The sequence below is a fragment of the Sulfitobacter sp. R18_1 genome (assembly GCF_017743915.1).
GTDB classification, from domain to species: domain Bacteria; phylum Pseudomonadota; class Alphaproteobacteria; order Rhodobacterales; family Rhodobacteraceae; genus Sulfitobacter; species Sulfitobacter faviae.
The window spans coordinates 121,111-137,790 of the sequence record NZ_JAGHRG010000003.1 but is presented as its reverse complement, the minus strand read 5'-3'; the positions used below and the strand labels follow the sequence as shown (position 1 = coordinate 137,790).

The following is a 16,680-nucleotide window of genomic DNA, read 5'->3' as shown; positions in this document are numbered from 1 at the left end:
CTGTCTATCGTGTCAGAGGGGCGACCCGCGCTTGCGGTGCGGCGACTTGCTTGACCCGCGGCAGGGCATAGGCGCCGGTCTTGGCGGTCACCAGCCCGGTCGCGGCAAGGCCAGCGGCCATGCGGATGGCAAAGCCCACACCGTCGATCACCGGCACGCCCGCGTCGCGGCCCAGTTGTTCCAAATGCGCGCTCATGCCTGCGCAGCCCAGCACCACGGCCTCGGCCCGGTCTTCCTCGACCGTCTGGCGGATCTTGCGGGCGATCAGCGGCAGGGTCTGCACCGGCGCATATTCGAGGTCGAGCACCGGGATGTCGGCGGCATGTACGGCGCAAAGCGCGCGGCCACAGCCGTAGCGGTCGCCAAGGTCTTCGATGATCGGCACGGCGCGGGGCAAGGTGGTCACGACCGAAAAGCGTTTGGCGATCCGCCCGGCCGCAATGAGCGCGGCCTCGCACAGACCAATCACCGGCCCCTTGGCCACGGCCCGGGCAGCATCAAGACCGGGATCGTCGAAACAGGCGATCACATGGGCCGCAGCCCCCGCCGCTTCGGCCTCAAGAATGGCGTCGAGCATGGCGGGCACGGCGCGGGCCTCGTCCGCATAGCCTTCGATGCTGGGCGGTGTCGCCCGCGCGGTGGCGGCAACAACCTCGACCCCCGGCCCGGCCTGGGCGCGGGCGGTGCGGGCGATGGCCTCGGTCATGCCTGCGGTCGAGTTTGGATTGATCAGGTGAATTTTCATCAATTGGCTTTCTGTGTCACGCCAACCGGCGGCGTCTCGGGAACCTTGAGCTCGAACTGCCGGTCGGAGGTGATGTAATTGTCGGCATGCAGCCGCGCGATGGGCTGGTAATTTTCGGGCCGGACATAGCGGCCCGCCTCGTCAAGGCAGTTGTCGCGCACATGCATCTGCACGACACGGCCCAGAATGATCTCGCGCCGGGCATAGCGGATCGTCTCTTCGACCACGCATTCCATGGCGCAGGGGCTTTCCGCGATCCAGCCGCCGTCGATCTGGCTGGCGGGGGTCATGGTCAGCCCGGCGGTCGCGATCTCGTCCACGTCCGGCGCATAGCTGATCCCGCAGGTGATCATCGCCTCGGCCAGCGCCATGTCGACCATATTGACGCAGAAGCTCTGACGCCGGTCGATGTTGGTGACCGTGTCCTTGATGCTGCCATCGGGACGGCATTGGATGCCGAGGATCACGATCGGCGGCTCCTGCGAGAAGACGTTGAAGAAGCTCATCGGCGCGGCATTGGGCACACCATCGGCGCTCAACGTGGTGACCAGCGCGATGGGACGCGGCGCCACGAAGCTCGACAGCAGCCGGTAGCGGTCGCGTTCTGGCAGGGTGGTGAAATCGAACTCCATCCCCCCTACTCCGCCGCCAACCGAAGCCACGGCTTCAGCCGCCCCTCATCCGCCGCGTGACAAGCCGACTTCTGACCGCCCTCGCGCAGGTTGAGCGCGGGGGCCACGCTCCGGCAGGTGTCATTCGCCATCGGGCAGCGCGGGTGAAAGGCGCAGCCGGGCGGCGGTGAGATTGGATTCGGCACCTCCCCTGCCACGGGCGTACGCTCGGACCCGCCAACGGTCAGCTTCGGCACCGTTTCCATCAACAGACGCGTGTAGGGGTGCTGCGGGTTGCCAAAGATCTCTTCCTTCGGGCCGACCTCAACGATCTTGCCCAGATACATCACCGCCAGTACATCGGCCATGTACCAGACCACCGCCAGATCGTGGCTGATGAAGATGTAGCTCATGTTGAACTCGTCTTGCAGGTCCTTCATCAGATTGAGGATCTGGCTTTGCACACTCACATCCAACGCCGAGGTCGGCTCGTCGCAGATCAGCAGTTCGGGGCGTGTCGTGAGCGCGCGGGCGATGGACAGGCGCTGGCGCTGGCCGCCGGAGAATTCATGCGGGAATTTCTTGGCATCGGCGGGGTTCAGACCGACCTGGCTCAGCAGTTTTTCGACCTCGCGGGTGACCTCGGCCCGGGTCTTGCAGATGCCGAAGTTCTTGAGCGGCTCGCCGATGATGTCGCGCACCCGCCAGCGCGGGTTGAGCGAAGCATAGGGGTCTTGAAAGATCATCTGCATTCGGCGGCGCAGGGCGGCGGGTTTGCCGGGAGGCATATGGGTGATGTCGTCCCCCTCAAAGCGGATCGTGCCGCCGCTCGGGCTGTGCAACCCCATCAACAGCCGCGCCACGGTGGACTTGCCGCAGCCCGACTCGCCCACCACGGCAAAGGTCTTGCCGCGCGGCACCTCAAAGCTGATGTCGTTCACCGCCGTCAGGATACGGCGCGGGCGGCGCTCCAGCAGCCGGTTGAGGAAGGGTTCGGACACGTCGAAGCGTTTCGAGATGTTCTGCACGCTGAGGATGTCGTCGGGGGTGATCTGGGGGGTCATGACGTCTCTCCGTAAAGGTGACAGGCGACTTGGCCGGTGCCGGCGTCCTGCGGCGCGGGGCGGATGCTGTGGCAATGGTCCATCGCCCGGGGGCAGCGCGGCGCAAAGGCACAGCCGGGCGCGGGGTTGCGCAACCCGGGCATGGCGCCTTCGATCTGCGTGAGCCGCCTGTCGCGGATGCCGATCTGCGGGATCGAGGCCATGAGGCCGCGGGTATAGGGGTGCAGCGGCTCTTCGATGACCTGTTTCACATCGCCGATCTCGACCAGCCGCCCGGCATACATCACCGCGACGCGGTCCGCGGTCTCGGCGATCACGCCCATGTCGTGGGTCACCAGCACCACCGCCGTGCCGTTCTCGCGGCAGAGCCGCTTGAGCAGGGAAAGGATCTGCGCCTGCACGCTGACGTCGAGCGCCGTGGTCGGCTCATCCGCGATGATGAGCTTGGGCTCGGCACAGAGCGCCAGCGCGATCACCACCCGCTGCCGCATCCCGCCCGAGAACTGGTGCGGATATTGGTCAAGCCGCGCCTCTGGGGCCGGGATGCCGACTTCGGCCAGCCAGTCGATGGCTCGCTGGCGGGCGGTCTTCTGGTCGAGCCCGAGATGCACACGCATCGTGTCGATGAGTTGCTCGCCCACGGTGTAGACCGGGTTGAGGCTGGTCAGCGGGTCTTGAAAGATCGCACCGATCTCCTTGCCCCGGATGCGGCGCATCTTGTCGGCGGGCAAGTTGTCGATCCGCGCGCCGCGCAACCGCACCTCGCCCGAGCGGATCAGGCCGGGCGGTTCGATCAGCCCGGTGATCGCCGCCCCCGTGATCGACTTGCCAGCGCCGGATTCACCCACCAGCCCGAGGATCTCGCCTTCGTCGAGGTCGAGGCTCAGCCCCTTGACGGCCTCCAGCGGGCCGCGCCGGGTGGGGAATTCGACAACGATGTTGTCCAGTTCGAGAAGTGACATGGGATTACCTCAGCGCAGTTTGGGGTTGAGCGCATCGCGCAGCCAGTCACCCAGCAAGTTGACCGCCAGCACAAGGATCGCCAGCGCCGCGGCGGGAAAGACGACGACCCACCAGATGCCCGAGAATAGGAATTCGTTGCCGATCTGGATCAACGTGCCGAGCGAGGGCTGGGTGGGCGGCATGCCGACACCGAGAAAGCTCAGCGTCGCCTCGGTCAGCACCGCCATGCCGAGGTTGATCGTCGCGATGACCACCACCGGCCCCAGCACATTGGGCAGGATATGTTTGATCATGATCGCCAGCTTGCCGGTGCCGAGGGTGCGCGCCGCCTCGATATATTCCTTGCGGCGCTCCACCATCGTCGAGCCGCGCACGGTGCGGGCGTATTGCACCCAATTGGTCAGCCCGATCGACAGGATCAGCACAATGAGCGCCGACTCGGCCTGCGCCGAACTGGGCAGCGCACCGCGCAGAATGCCGTTGATCAAAAGCGCCACAAGGATGGGCGGAAAGCTCAGCAGCACGTCGGCGATCCGCATCAGCACCGCATCGACGATTCCGCCGAGAAAGCCACCCAAAAGGCCAAGCGCCACGCCCATTACGGCGGCAAGGATCACGCTGGCGAAACCGACCAGCAGGGAAATCCGCATCCCGTACATGATCGACGAGAGCACGTCGCGGGCCTGCGTGTCGGTGCCAAGCAGGTAGGCGGCGCTGCCGCCCTCGGCCCAGGCCGGGGGCAACTCACTGTCGAAAAGGTCCAGCTCGGCGATGTTGAACGGGTCCTGCGGCGCAAGGCTCGGGGCGAAGATCGCCGTAAGGAACATCGCCAGCAGCACCAGCGCCGAGATCACCGCCACGCGCGACTTGCGGAAGCTGTAGGTGATATCGCTGTCCCAGAAGGCGTAAAGCATGGGCATGAAGTTTGACATGGGGGAACCTCCTCAGACGCCGCGCGCGGGCGTTCTTTCGGCCCGCAGGCGCGGGTCGGCGACGTTGTACAAAAGGTCGACCAGCGTGTTGATGACGACGAAGATGAAGGACACCAGCACCAGATAGGCGGCCATCACGGGGACATCGGTGAAGTTCACCGCTTGGATGAACAGGAAGCCCATCCCCGGCCATTGAAAGACCGTCTCGGTGATAATGGCAAAGGCGATGAGCCCGCCCAGTTGCAGACCAAAGATCGTCATCACCGGGATGAGCGTGTTCTTCAGCGCGTATTTGAAATGCAGCATCCGGTTCGGGATGCCGCGGGCCTTGGCGAACTTGATGTAATCTGCGCGGAGCACCTCCAGCATCTCGGCCCGCACCAGCCGCATGATCAGCGTCATCTGGAACAGCGCCAGCATGATCGCGGGCAGGATCAGCGCCTTGAGGCCCGATACCGTCAGGAACCCCGTGGTCCACCAGCCGAGATCGACCACCTTGCCGCGTCCGAAGCTTGGCAGCCATCCCAGCGAGACCGAGAAGACAAGGATCAGCAGAATGCCGGTGACGAAGGTGGGCACTGAGATCCCTAGGAGCGAGATCACCTGCAACCCTTGGCTCAGCCAGCCGCGCGGGTTGAGCGCGGTATAGATGCCCAAGGGCACCCCAAGCGCCAGCGCCAGACCGGCGGCGACCAGCACCAGCTCGGCAGTGGCGGGAAAGCGTTCGGCCAAAAGGTCCGAGACGGGGCGGTTGTTGCGATAGGACTGACCAAAGTCGCCCTGCGCCGCATCTGCGATGAAACGCCCGTATTGCACCAGAACGGGGTCGTTGAGCCCCAGTTTTTCGCGCATCTCGGCGCGGTCCTGCACGGTGGCGTCTTCGGGCAGAAGGTTGGAAATCGGGTCACCCAGAAAGCGGAACATCAGAAAGGCGATCGAGGCGACGACGAGCATCACCAGCGCGGCCTGTATGATGCGGCGGATAAGAAAGGCGAACATGCTGGCCTCCGGCTGGCAAGGTTATCGGTGGGCGGGCGTGGGGAGGGGCGCCCGCCCGGGGGCAGGTTACTCGATCCGGGCGAGCCAGAGGCGCGGTTTGTCATCCGCGGTCTGGGGGATCTTCACCGCATCACGCGCGGCCCAAGACAGGGGCTGGGCGTGCAGCGGCAACCATGCCACCTCTTGATCGGCGATGCGGAAGGCTTCGACCATCATCTCCATCCGCTTTTCGGCATCCAGCTCGGTCGCCACGGCCTTGGTCAGACGGTCGACCTCGGGGTTGGAGTAGCCACCGGGGTTCCATGTGCCCATCTGCCCTTCGGGTGTGTGCAGCATCGCCGAGAGCACCGAGAAGCCGTCGAGCATCGGCAGCGTGGCCCAGCCCAGCATGAACATGTCGGTCTCATTGGCGCGGGCGCGCTCGAAGTGAATCGCCTTGGTCTCTGCCGTGAGGTCTGCCTTGACGCCGACGCGGGCAAACATCGCCGCCAGCGCCTGACAGATCGCCGCGTCATTGACGTAGCGGTCATTGGGGCAGTTCATGTTCAGGCTGAAGCCTTCGGGGTATCCGGCATCGGCCAGCATTTGCTTGGCCTTTTCGGGATCATAGGCGGGGATTTCATCGACCCCTTCGTCAAACCCCGGCACCTGCGGGGCCAGCAAACCGCCGAGGTTGCGGGATTTGCCGCGCATGATCTTGTCGCGCAGCAGGTCATAGCTGATGGCATGAACCAGCGCCTGACGAACCTCGACCTTTTGCAGCGGGTTGTCGTCTTGGTTGGGGTTGTTCGACGTGTCGGACATGTTGATGCCCATCATGATCGCGCGCAGGCCCGGCGCCTCCAGCACATGCATGCCCTCAGTCGCCTCGATCCGCTTGGCGTCCTGCAAGGGCGAGGGCACGATCATGTCCAGCTCGCCCGAGAGCATCGCCGCCACGCGGGTCGCGTCCGAGTTGATCGGGTTCAGTTCGATCCGGGTCAGATTGTGCTGCGGCTCGTCCCACCAATCGTCGTTCACGGTCAGCACGGTCTGCGCGTCCGGGGTACGGGATTCAAAGCGGAAGGGGCCGGTGCCATTGGCGTTGGAAGTGGTGTAGCCCTCTTCGCCCTTCTGCGCGTCGATCGGGTCAAGCGCATCATGTTCTTCGAGCCAACCGCTGTCGAAGATCAGCACATTGGTCAGGAAGTTGTTCAAAAGCGGGTTCGGGCCGTCGAGCATTAGATCGACGGTCATCTCATCGACCATCCTGGCATCGACCAGACCGGCGATATTGCCGCGAATGGGAGAATCTTCATGCGCGGCCCGCTTGACCGAGGCCACCACATCTTCGGCTGAGAAATCCTGCCCGTCGTGGAACTTGATCCCCTCGCGCAGCTTGTAGCGCACGGTGGTCTCATCGATCTGCTCCCAACTGGTGGCGAGCGCCGGTTCGATCTTGAGATCGGCGTCGTAGCGGACCAGCGCCTCATAGACGTGGTTCAAGAAAGAGACGGTGAAACTGTCGGTCATCGAATGCGGGTCGAGGCCGTAGAGGTCGCCATTGGTGCCTAGGCGGAAGGTCTCACCCTGCGCCATGCCAGCGCAGCTGAGCGCCAGAGCCGAGGTGAATAGAAATTTGCGCGGTGTCATTGTTATCTCCCTGTTCGTGCCGCCCTGCGAGCACAGCGGACCTGCATCACAGCGACTAAAGCTAGGCTGGCATGATTCCATTTTTCTGTCTACAATTATTGTTAACAATCTGTGCTAACATTAATTGCTTGCACTTTATCGGGCATTTCGACGACTATTGAGGCAAATTCAGTAAATAAAGATTTGAGGGGGGCCGGTTGGTGACAGGAGCAAAGCTCACGGAGAAGCAGATCTATGAACGGATCTGGAAATCCATCGCCGAACGTCGCCTGCCGCCCGGCACGCGATTGAAAGAGGAACGGCTGTGCGAAATCTTTGGCGCCAGCCGTCCGCGCATTCGGCGGGCGTTGGACCAACTGACCCATGACGGGCTGGTCAGCCACATCCCGAACCGCGGCGCCTTTGTCACCACACCATCGGTCGACGAAGCCCGCGATGTCTTTTTCACCCGCCGCGTCGTGGAACGCGGCGTGATCGAAGCGCTGAAGAAACACGGCGCGCAAGAGAAACTGGCCGCCTTGGAAGCCCATATCGCCGAAGAACGCGAAGCGCTGGCGGCAGGGGACACGGCGCGTATCATTCGGCTCTCGGGTGCCTTTCATATGCTGCTAGCCGAACTCGCCGCCTCTCCCCTCTTGGCCGATATCCTGCGCGACCTCGTTTCAAAAAGCACCTTGGTCACGGCTGTATTCAAACCAAAATGCGATACGCAATGCGGCCCGGACGAACATGCCGCCATCGTCGCGGCCCTCGCCGCCGGGGATTTCGACACCGCGATGACAGAGATGGAGGCCCATCTTCTGGAAGCGGAGCGCACTTTGAAACTCGAAGCCTCGCAAGATGGCGCTGCGGCGCAGGACGATGTCCTCGGGGCCGCGTTGAGCGAGGACCTGTAATGACCAGCCATGCGATCACCCACACCACCGCGATCACGATGGACGCGGAGCGACGTGTTATCGACGATGCCACCGTGCTGTTCGAAAACGACCGTATCACCGCCGTCGGCCCTGCGGGCGATGTGCCCCTCCCCGAAACCGCCGAGGTGATCGACGGGCGCGATATGATCACCCTTCCGGGGCTGATCGACAGCCATGCCCACGCGGGCCACGGGCTGACGCGCAACCTGGGCGGCGGCGATGGCGATGCGTGGTTTCAGGCCTGCGAGACGATCTACACCCGCGGCTCCACCCCCGCGTTCTGGCAGGCCGAAGCCCGGCTTTCGGGGCTTGAGCGGCTGAAGGCGGGGATCACCACCTGCACGATGCTGCTTGGCGGCGGGGCGGATCATTACCGCACCGATACGGTCGAAGCGGGCAATCTGCATTGCGATGCCACGCGCGAGATCGGCATCCGAACGATGCTGGCCGCGGGCCTGAACCGCCGCCCCTTCCCCAAGCCCTACCGCAGTCTGGACCTTGACCGGGAGGTCAGCCTGTCCTTCGAGGATCAGCTGGAGGTCTGCGGTGAACTCGCCCAGACCAACGGGGATTTCCTGAACGATGGCGCGGGGGTCTGCCTCATCATGCCAGTCTATTCGCCCGAGGACTTTGCGCAGGCCCCCGAGGACATCCGCGCGATGTGCCGCGCCGCGATGGACCTGCGCGAAAAACATGAGCTGCTGTTCACTCAGGATGGGCACCGGTCCGGCTCCATCGCGCTGGCCGAAAACCTCGGCATTCTCGGTCCATGGGCCTATCTGTCCCATTCGGTCGACCTCACCCCTGAGGATATGGCCGCGGCCAAACGCAGCGGCGCGTCGATCGTTCACAACCCCTCGGCCATCATGTCGGTTCTGGGCCGCTGCCCCGCGCCCGAACTGCGCGAAATGGGGGTGAACGTGGCCCTCGGCTCGGACGCCGCAGCGCCGGACCGGGGCTATGACATGTTCCGCCACATGGCCCAATGCCTGCACTACCACCGCCGCCACTTCCGCGACCCGGAGGTGATGATGCCGCGTGATGTGCTGGAAATGTGCACCATCGACGCCGCCAAGGCGATTGGGATGGAGGCGGACCTCGGCTCGCTCGAACCGGGCAAAAAGGCGGATATCGTCATGCTCGACCGCCGCAAACCGCATCTCTACCCGCCGATGATGCCCCTGACCACGGTCGCGCAATTCGCCAATGCGGCGGATGTGCATACGGTCATCGTAAACGGGGAAGTCCGCTTGAGAGACCGCAAAACGGCACTGGACGAAGGCGGCATACTCGACGCCGCTGCGGGGGAACTGAACGCGGCCCTCGCCCGCTGCGACCTGTCGCATCTTCTCGCAGAATAACGGAAATCACGCGCGAAAGGGGAAAGGCGAGGGGCCACCCCCTCGCCTTCCCTTGCATTCAGTCGGGCTTGGCGCCTTCCGTTTCACGGGCAACATTGCTGTTCCAGATCGTGTGATCGACGCCATCGCCAAGCTCGGCATATTCGGCGATCCTGAACATCGGCTCTTTCCCCGCCTTGCGCTGCGCGAAATAGTCGCGCGTGAGTTTGGCGACGGTCTTGGACAGGATCAGGATGGCGATCAGGTTGACCGTCGCCATCAGCGCCATGGAGGCATCGGCGAAGTTGAACACGGTCGTGACCGCCTGCAACGAGCCCCAGACCACCATCGCGATCACAAGCGCCTTCAGAACAAGAAGCGGGATCCGCTTGCCCATCCCAAGGAACTCCATCGCGTTCTCGGCATAGGAATAATTCCCGATGATCGAGGTAAAGGCGAAGAACAGGATGGCGATCCCGATGAAGATCGGGCCGAATGCGCCGATATGCTGTTCCAAAGCGATCTGGGTCAGCGCCATGCCGGTCGCCGCACCTTCGGAATAGTCGACCACGCCCGAGAGCAGGATCATCAGCGCCGTGGCCGTGCAGATCACCAGCGTATCGATAAAGACGCCAAGCCCCTGCACCAGCCCTTGACTGGACGGATGGTGCGGATCGGGCACCGCGACGGCTGCGATGTTCGGGGCCGAGCCCATGCCCGCCTCATTCGAGAACAGACCGCGCTTCACGCCGTTGAGCAGGGCCACCATGAAGCCCCCCGTAAAGCCGCCCGCCGCCGCTTCGAAACCAAAGGCCGATTTGACGATCAAGGCCAGCATGGCGGGCACATCGGCGATGTTCAAAACCACGACGAGCAGTGCCACGACGATATAGAGCCCGGCCATAGCGGGAACGATCTTTTCCGCGACCCGCGCGATGGATTTGATCCCGCCGAAGATGACGATGCCCGCAAAACCGCCGACGACAAGGCCGGTGACGAGTTTGGGAATGGCAAAGGCTTCCTCCATCGCGACGGAGATCGAGTTTGCCTGCACCGCCGAGAAGATCAGGCCGAAGCTGATGATAAGGCAGACCGAAAAGACATAGCCCATGGCGTTCGAGCCGATGCCCCGGGACATGTAGAAGGCCGGCCCGCCACGGTATTGCCCATCCGCGTTCCGAACCTTGTAAAGCTGCGCCAAGGTCGATTCCGCATAGGCCGTCGCCATGCCGACGAGCGCCACAACCCACATCCAAAACACAGCCCCCGGCCCGCCGAGATAGATCGCCACGGCCACCCCGGCAAGGTTGCCCGTACCGACCCGGCTGGCCAGAGAGATCGTCAGCGCCTGAAATGGTGAAATGCCCGCGGCGGAAGTGTCACGCGAGGATCTGACCACGCGAAAGAATTCGGCGAAATGCCGGAATTGCAAGAAACCAGTGCGCCAAGTGAAGTAAAGCCCGACGGCCAGCAGGCCATATACGAGGACGTAGCCCCATAAGACGGTGTTCAGGAAATCGACGATTGCGGTCATATTCTTGTCCCCCTCGTTTGCATGTTCAACAACTAACGCGTCGGCAGACAAGGGAAAGCTTTGAACCGAAATGAAAACGCCCGGCGGGCGTCAGTATCGATCGCCGCGGGGCCGCACGCCACCGCGCGAAACTGTGGTGTTACCTGCTACGCGGTCAGATGAACAGTGTCGCAGGCCGAAGGGCGGGCGCATGGCCCGCGCAAGAAAGCTTCCGCCTTCACACCCTCAGTCTTCACACCCTGTAAAACTATACCAAGTTTTTCCCGCCATGAGATTTTGGATATTTTTTCCCGTATTATCAAAATCTTATAAGGAACCAAAAATATCAAAACTTTAAGTTTTTCCCGCAACAAACCTAAGTTTTTCCCGCCTCTTTCGAATTCCCGAACAAAAAAAGGGTCCGCAATGCGGACCCTTGGCAAAAATCGTTAAAAGGAGATCAGATGGCGCGGCGCGCGACGGCCTCCGAAGGAGAGAGGACGATAGCTGCCAACCCAATTTTGTCAGGCAGCCGAAACGCCGAAAGATCGCCTTCTACGATAGCTTTGACCAATTCAGCAGTCGTGCCGCCTCCACGCTGACAGGTATATGCAATAGAATGGAGTTCCTCGACCTGAGACTGGTCCACTTTTGGCAATGCTTCGAACGGCGCCAGAAACGTATCGAGGTGACGCTTGGCGAAGACGACATTCCGGACCGCGCCGCGAGAATTGCGCGGAACCAGTGGCAACAGCAGGTCGGCGGCATAGAGAGCCTGCATCTGAGTAAGAGAAGCGCCGATGTAGTCGGGTACGTCTGACAGCGGGACGGCCGTTTCGAAGTCTGAAACCAGTGTAGCAATTTCGTCTGCTTCGAACCTAAGCAATCCACTTTCTGCATCAGTGGCCCCCGGCGGCACGCGGTTCAACTTCTGAAGGAGACGGGACATCCGGGTGCGGTTGATACCGACGGTTTCGGCGAGGCTTTGGACACTGTGATACCGCCGTTTCCTGACCTCAACGCCAAGAACCTTTGTACCGACGTCCACGGCATCATGCTCAATGATATGGTCCCTCAGGATATCGCGGATCGAACCCGGTTCGTACCCCTTGCTCCGACGGTCCAACCAATCGAACAGCAGGCCGTAGTGCGCCAGCGGACCCGCTTGGACGGCGCGTGCCGGAGAGTTGCCGCGGATTTCATCCAAAGCCTCGATAACCCCTTCCGGTCCACGGACGAAATGATCAAAGCCAGCTTGGATGGCCGCTTCCTGCTTAAGTGGAGAAAGCTTTTTCGCCGGCTGCCGGTGGCCGTGGACCAATGTACTTCCCAACATCAAACAGGCGTCCAACACCTGCTGGATCGATTGCTCGTCGAGCCAGGTTCCCGTTGCAGGATCACCCCACAGACGGGCCTCAAGCCAATCCAGATATGCAGGGGTCGGTGCTTCCACCTCATTAGGCTGTCCGTCCAACCGCCCCTCTGCTTCTTGAAGGGGGCGGGCAGGCGTCGACAGGCGGTTCAGGGAGACACCGTGATCCGGGCAACGATACACAGGTGCGAAACACCAATTCAGACGCTGCTTCCACCCACGATGAGACCCATCCTCGGCCAAGCAAACCGGGCAGTACTTATCCGCTGCGCGGACAAGAAAGGTCTTTTGCACACGTTCTTCGCGGAACATGACATCAGGCCCGATAGCGCGCATATTGGACCGCTGAAGGAGTGCCAAGTCCACATCCACCACCTCGGCGAACTGCGCGACGGCATCATCGCGGCCGAGGATGAAATGCTCCGAGTTGATACGCATGTCAGCCAGAAGCCGGGTAAGACCCTGCCCCGTGTGGATCGCCGCGAGCCGCCCCGCGTAGGACAAAAGAGTTTCGCGGAGGGCGAACGGAATGTAAGGGAGCAGCTGTGTCACCGCGACCAGCCCCCATCAAGCAGGGCCTGCCGGACGTTAACCCACGATCCCTGTGCAAAAGGCGACATGGGGAAGGCACCGTATTCCAGTTCGAACTGCAAGCTGGCGTCCTGAAGTGTTACTTCAGCGCGCTCTTCGCCCAGCGCCCTGCTGAGCACCGCTTTTGCGAGCCAAATACACCGGCCCACCACGCCCCCTTCAGCGAAGACGATACGTTCGGCCAAATGCGCATCCTTTGGCAGTGACAGGCCAACCTTATCGGCACAAAGCTGCATGCTGCGCGCAAATGTCTGCGCCTCACGTGATCCTTCCAAGATGGAAGTCAGTTCGAACTTTGGGAAACGACGATCCGTTTCCGGGTCAGTCATGATACCGTTGCGCAATTTATGGACCCCAGCAATAATTACTGCGACCGGCCATTCACCCTGCAGAAGGGACTTGAGCGTCTGTACCGCACCTTCCACATCGCGACCGGACCCCTTGCGCAGCAGGTGGTGCGTCTCGTCGATCACCAGCAAGCGGATGCCACGTTCGTGCATGCGGTGACGCGGCACATCCCAGGCCTCGTAGGCCCTTGCACGCGGGTTGATGTCGAGGTAGCCGAGAGACTTCGCGATCCGTCCTGCAAGGCTTTTGATCGTAGCCTCGGGCGGCACTGTGACATAAAGAGTGTTGCCCTTGCGTTCGCGACCGGCCAATTCGAACATAGGCAGGGCACGCAGCGTCCGCATAGTCAGCGCGGACTTCCCGGTGCCGGAATTGCCGACCAGCATCAAGCCGCGGGTTTCACGTGTCAGGGGATCGACGCGGGGCTCGGCGGTCAACTCGCCATTGTTATCAGACGCGAACAGCATGTGGAGCCTGCTGATAAGGGCGTCATCGCGGTCGAGGCGAAAGTAGCGATCCATCAGCCACGCAAGCTTTTCGGGCTTGGTGCTGGCGGGCGTCAGAGGGGTGGACAAAAGGGTCGTCATGGGGAGGGTACTCCTTGGGATTTTCTGTTGTAGGGCTGAGATATGAGGGACTCGCGAAAGAACTCAGCGGTTTTTCAGAAATTTTATAAATTTCGCGTAACTTGCTGATTATGATAACTTTATCAGCCCTCCTACTTCGCTCGGCGGCAGGAGGGCCGCTAGATCACTCCAGAAGATTGTCGTCGGCCGGGAGCCCAACCGTGTCAGCAGCGTCCAGTGGCGAAGCCCCTGTTTCCTGCCCTGGGACTTCGACTTCATCTGCCAGCAAACCACGGTGAGGCCCGGCGAGATGCCGGCGCTCTGCAGTATCCGTGTGCTGTGCAAAGTAGGCCTCTGCCTTATCCACGCCGTCAAAGTCGCGCGGCCTGGCAAGCAGCCCGTTCATAGCCTTCAGAGTGCGTGAACGCTGGTCCATCTCGTAGACCAGTTCGAGCCGGGTAGCCTCCGCCTCCGGATCGGTCTCCCGACGCGATACCAACCACTCACGCACATCCATCTCGGTCTTGCCGATCCAGCGTTCATCAGCTGCAGTGACGGTTTCCCACTCCCCGGCATCGCTACGCACATCAATGGTGCCAATATCCCCGTGCCAGTAGCAAACCTCGAGCATCTTGTTGTCACCATTGGGGCCGAACCAGAGATTCTCTAGGCACTTCCCTTGATAATTTACCCGGTTGATGGTCAGCCCGTGCCGCCCCAGTTTCCGCGTGACCCGGGTGCCGAAGGCGAGCCGCATCTCTCGACTGCTGAGCTCCCTTACCGGCGCATCTTCGGTAGCATTCTTCCACGCCTGAAGCGGCGTCATGCCCAAACCTTCTTGGCGCCTGTTGTGATATCCGTCGACCGTCCACCGGACGAGCCAGCTCAAGAACTCTTCCAGCGTGAGCGTTGCGCGCGCTGCCGGGTCATTGCCGCCACGTTCAACGACATTGGAAAAATTGCGACCCGAAAACCTTTGCAGGAAAGTCTTGTGCATCGTGCCGAAGACACGCTCAATGAACGGCCGCAACCACGGCTTTCCAGCCGGGGCACCGAGGTTGGTGATCCCCAAAGACGCCAAAATATGGTAGGCCTCTTCGGAGATGTAGGAACCGCCACGATCCATTACGACTTATTCGGGCGCTCCGTGTTGGAACCAATCATATTTACAACCAGCCGCATCAGAGATCGACGTCTTGTCGGTATAGACCATCTCGAGGGTCTGCTTCAAAATCCCTGTAACGCCTTGTGGTACGATCTGGAGTGCCAAGAGACAGCGTGTGTGTACGTCGATTGCGGCAGAAATCACTACGCGCTTTGGCTTTCCATCCAGCCCGAGGATCTTCGCCTCTGCAGGCGTAAGCAATTTGAAAATGCCTGTCAGCCGCAACAATAGTGTAAGGTCAATGGCGTACTCATCGATCTCGACACGTTCGAGCGCCCTGAGGGTCGTGATACCGACACCCAAGGCGTGCATGTCCTTATATGCCTGATCAAAGCCGCGCTGCCGCGTCACCAGCGCAGCCCGCCCCAGACGCGCGGCCTGTTTGCGCACAAACGCCATGCTCACCCGATTGGACAATGTCGGCAAAGGTAGCTGTGCGCTGACCCGCCGCTTGTTTTCATGGTTGATCGCAGCCCTCACACCGTCATGGAGCGAGCTGAGTTCTTGACGTTCCTCATCAATCAGATCGTCGAGCACTGACGTTACAAAATCCGCAAGATCTTCCGAATGCCCGGACTTACCACCGCATTTGCGGAGCGCGTCATACAGCCCGTCTTCTCCCAGGCGGTTCAGCTTTCCAAGCCACTTGTAGATGGAGGCTCCTTTTGAGGAGGGGTTTCCGGCCTTAACGGTGAGGTCAAAAACATAAGGCTTGCGCACCGCTTCTTCACCGTAAAGCGTCACCCGTGCCCCACGCCTATGCCGTGTTACGCTTTCCTCTTGCACTAGCCGAGCATGCACAGTCCTCGCCCGCGCAATGATTAATTCGGCATCTTTCTCGAAGGCTTGACGCGTCACTCCGATCCGCCCTTCCGACATCAACTCCTGCGCTCCAAGCGCACAAGCTTTTCGGACAAGCATCCGGGAAGTTCTTTGTGGGTCCGCCAATGGCGGGGAATATAGGATAGGTCGGCATCCTTCATCCCCGGCCGGCTGATAATCACCAGCTGACCATGGCTATTTTCCGTTTCAACACGCGGGTAATTCAGAAATTTATGGACAGGGTCATTTACGACACCTGTCTTGGGATCTGTCCACTCATCCCAGATGACGACATACCCCTCAGGGCGTACGGCAATTACCTCAGCAGGACGCGGGCCGATGCGGAAACGGCACCCTTCCTCCAGCAGTTTGCGACAGGGCTTCAGCGAGACTGGCATTAGATACTCTCCCCGTGCGTGATAATAGTCCGGGGCGTGATGCGCTCCGCCGCGAGGACCTTGACAGCTCCGGAGTGGATCAGCCGGATCACACTCCAAAATCCAGTCGAACCAATGCCGCACGCGCCCAGAAAATCGCGGATCGACATAGGCGCCGTCAGTGAGGCCAGCGTCGCAGTGACTTTCTTATCCATGTACGGATCAGGATGCCGCGCAGCATGAAACAACTTGGCATTCGCCAGTTCGATTGGGTAGACATTGCGCTCTGTTGCGACGCAAACCCTATTGGCAGCCTCCATCATCGCGACACTGGAGACAGCTTCCATCTTAGCGCGAAACAAATGGCGCTCGGCCTTACGCTGTGGCTTTACCGAAATGGCGGTGCGCTGACCGTTCCGATAAGTGAGCCGCAAGTCAAACCAATACGGGGTCGCCCGCACTGTGCCGTGACGTACCATGATAGGCGCGATCTGCTCTTCAACATCCACGACGTTCGGCCGGTAACGGCTACAGATCGCCACGTGGTATTCGAGCAGACTGTTGTACTGCATTGCCTGCGATTTGCCGTCCGCATTCAGGAAAGTCATCTGACCAACAAAGTGGAACGGAGATTTCTTCGGGATGGCCCGCGTGGCGCGGCTATGGAGATAGGTGTCGTCGAAACTCATCTTGTCGTCTTTCGTTTAGGCAAGCCTCATCCGT

The 16,680-nt window shown here is 61.3% G+C and carries 16 protein-coding genes; 2 read left to right on the top strand and 14 right to left on the bottom strand.

Translation table 11 applies throughout. The annotated features are described in order from the left end of the window. Positions 1 to 4: 4 nt before the first annotated feature. The 7 genes from J7392_RS08200 to J7392_RS08170 form a co-directional block, all read right to left on the bottom strand. Positions 5 to 745 (bottom strand): aspartate/glutamate racemase family protein, encoded by a 741-nt coding sequence (locus tag J7392_RS08200; protein WP_209217105.1) that lies wholly within the window; start codon positions 743 to 745, stop codon positions 5 to 7. Then, positions 745 to 1,377: a flavin reductase family protein gene (locus J7392_RS08195; protein ID WP_168613626.1), complete on the bottom strand. Its 633-nt coding sequence runs from the start codon at positions 1,375 to 1,377 to the stop codon at positions 745 to 747. Before J7392_RS08195 ends, J7392_RS08200 begins: the two co-directional genes overlap by 1 nt. Before the next feature lie 5 nt (positions 1,378 to 1,382). Next, positions 1,383 to 2,420 carry an oligopeptide/dipeptide ABC transporter ATP-binding protein gene (locus tag J7392_RS08190; RefSeq protein ID WP_209217104.1) on the bottom strand — a complete coding sequence of 346 codons (1,038 nt, stop codon included), beginning with the start codon at positions 2,418 to 2,420 and terminating at the stop codon, positions 1,383 to 1,385. Continuing rightward, positions 2,417 to 3,382 carry an ABC transporter ATP-binding protein gene (locus J7392_RS08185; protein WP_209217103.1) on the bottom strand — a complete coding sequence of 322 codons (966 nt, stop codon included), beginning with the start codon at positions 3,380 to 3,382 and terminating at the stop codon, positions 2,417 to 2,419. The genes J7392_RS08190 and J7392_RS08185 overlap by 4 nt, the downstream gene beginning before the upstream one ends. 9 nt (positions 3,383 to 3,391) lie before the next feature. Continuing rightward, a complete protein-coding gene (locus J7392_RS08180; RefSeq protein ID WP_209217102.1) occupies positions 3,392 to 4,315 on the bottom strand; it encodes an ABC transporter permease in 924 nt (307 codons plus the stop codon). A gap of 12 nt (positions 4,316 to 4,327) precedes the next feature. After that, positions 4,328 to 5,314 carry an ABC transporter permease gene (locus J7392_RS08175; protein WP_168613039.1) on the bottom strand — a complete coding sequence of 329 codons (987 nt, stop codon included), beginning with the start codon at positions 5,312 to 5,314 and terminating at the stop codon, positions 4,328 to 4,330. A 66-nt stretch (positions 5,315 to 5,380) separates the two neighbouring features. After that, on the bottom strand, positions 5,381 to 6,946 hold the full coding sequence (locus J7392_RS08170; protein ID WP_209217101.1) for an ABC transporter substrate-binding protein: 1,566 nt from the start codon (positions 6,944 to 6,946) through the stop codon (positions 5,381 to 5,383). Between the two features lie 200 nt (positions 6,947 to 7,146). Between J7392_RS08170 and J7392_RS08165 the strand changes: the two genes are divergently transcribed. Both J7392_RS08165 and J7392_RS08160 read left to right on the top strand, forming a co-directional pair. After that, the gene (locus tag J7392_RS08165; RefSeq protein ID WP_168613037.1) at positions 7,147 to 7,842 is read left to right on the top strand and encodes a GntR family transcriptional regulator; all 696 of its coding nucleotides are present in this window, start codon (positions 7,147 to 7,149) and stop codon (positions 7,840 to 7,842) included. Next, positions 7,842 to 9,224 carry an amidohydrolase family protein gene (locus J7392_RS08160; protein ID WP_209217099.1) on the top strand — a complete coding sequence of 461 codons (1,383 nt, stop codon included), beginning with the start codon at positions 7,842 to 7,844 and terminating at the stop codon, positions 9,222 to 9,224. The genes J7392_RS08165 and J7392_RS08160 overlap by 1 nt, the downstream gene beginning before the upstream one ends. A 58-nt stretch (positions 9,225 to 9,282) precedes the next feature. Here the strand turns inward: J7392_RS08160 and J7392_RS08155 are convergent, their stop codons facing one another. The 7 genes from J7392_RS08155 to J7392_RS08125 all read right to left on the bottom strand — a co-directional run bounded on the left by J7392_RS08155 (position 9,283) and on the right by J7392_RS08125 (position 16,646). Further along, a complete protein-coding gene (locus J7392_RS08155; protein WP_067266940.1) occupies positions 9,283 to 10,737 on the bottom strand; it encodes an alanine/glycine:cation symporter family protein in 1,455 nt (484 codons plus the stop codon). 439 nt (positions 10,738 to 11,176) lie between these two features. Beyond that, the gene (locus J7392_RS08150; protein WP_209217098.1) at positions 11,177 to 12,640 is read right to left on the bottom strand and encodes a TniQ family protein; all 1,464 of its coding nucleotides are present in this window, start codon (positions 12,638 to 12,640) and stop codon (positions 11,177 to 11,179) included. Further along, a complete protein-coding gene (locus J7392_RS08145) occupies positions 12,637 to 13,614 on the bottom strand; it encodes a TniB family NTP-binding protein (protein WP_209217097.1) in 978 nt (325 codons plus the stop codon). The genes J7392_RS08150 and J7392_RS08145 overlap by 4 nt, the downstream gene beginning before the upstream one ends. Before the next feature lie 163 nt (positions 13,615 to 13,777). Further along, the gene (locus tag J7392_RS08140; protein WP_209217096.1) at positions 13,778 to 14,719 is read right to left on the bottom strand and encodes a hypothetical protein; all 942 of its coding nucleotides are present in this window, start codon (positions 14,717 to 14,719) and stop codon (positions 13,778 to 13,780) included. 6 nt (positions 14,720 to 14,725) lie between these two features. Then, positions 14,726 to 15,502 (bottom strand): hypothetical protein, encoded by a 777-nt coding sequence (locus J7392_RS08135; protein ID WP_209217095.1) that lies wholly within the window; start codon positions 15,500 to 15,502, stop codon positions 14,726 to 14,728. Positions 15,503 to 15,636: 134 nt separating this feature from the next. Further along, a complete protein-coding gene (locus tag J7392_RS08130) occupies positions 15,637 to 15,978 on the bottom strand; it encodes a hypothetical protein (protein WP_209217094.1) in 342 nt (113 codons plus the stop codon). Then, on the bottom strand, positions 15,978 to 16,646 hold the full coding sequence (locus J7392_RS08125; protein WP_209217093.1) for a hypothetical protein: 669 nt from the start codon (positions 16,644 to 16,646) through the stop codon (positions 15,978 to 15,980). Before J7392_RS08125 ends, J7392_RS08130 begins: the two co-directional genes overlap by 1 nt. Positions 16,647 to 16,680: the final 34 nt, after the last annotated feature.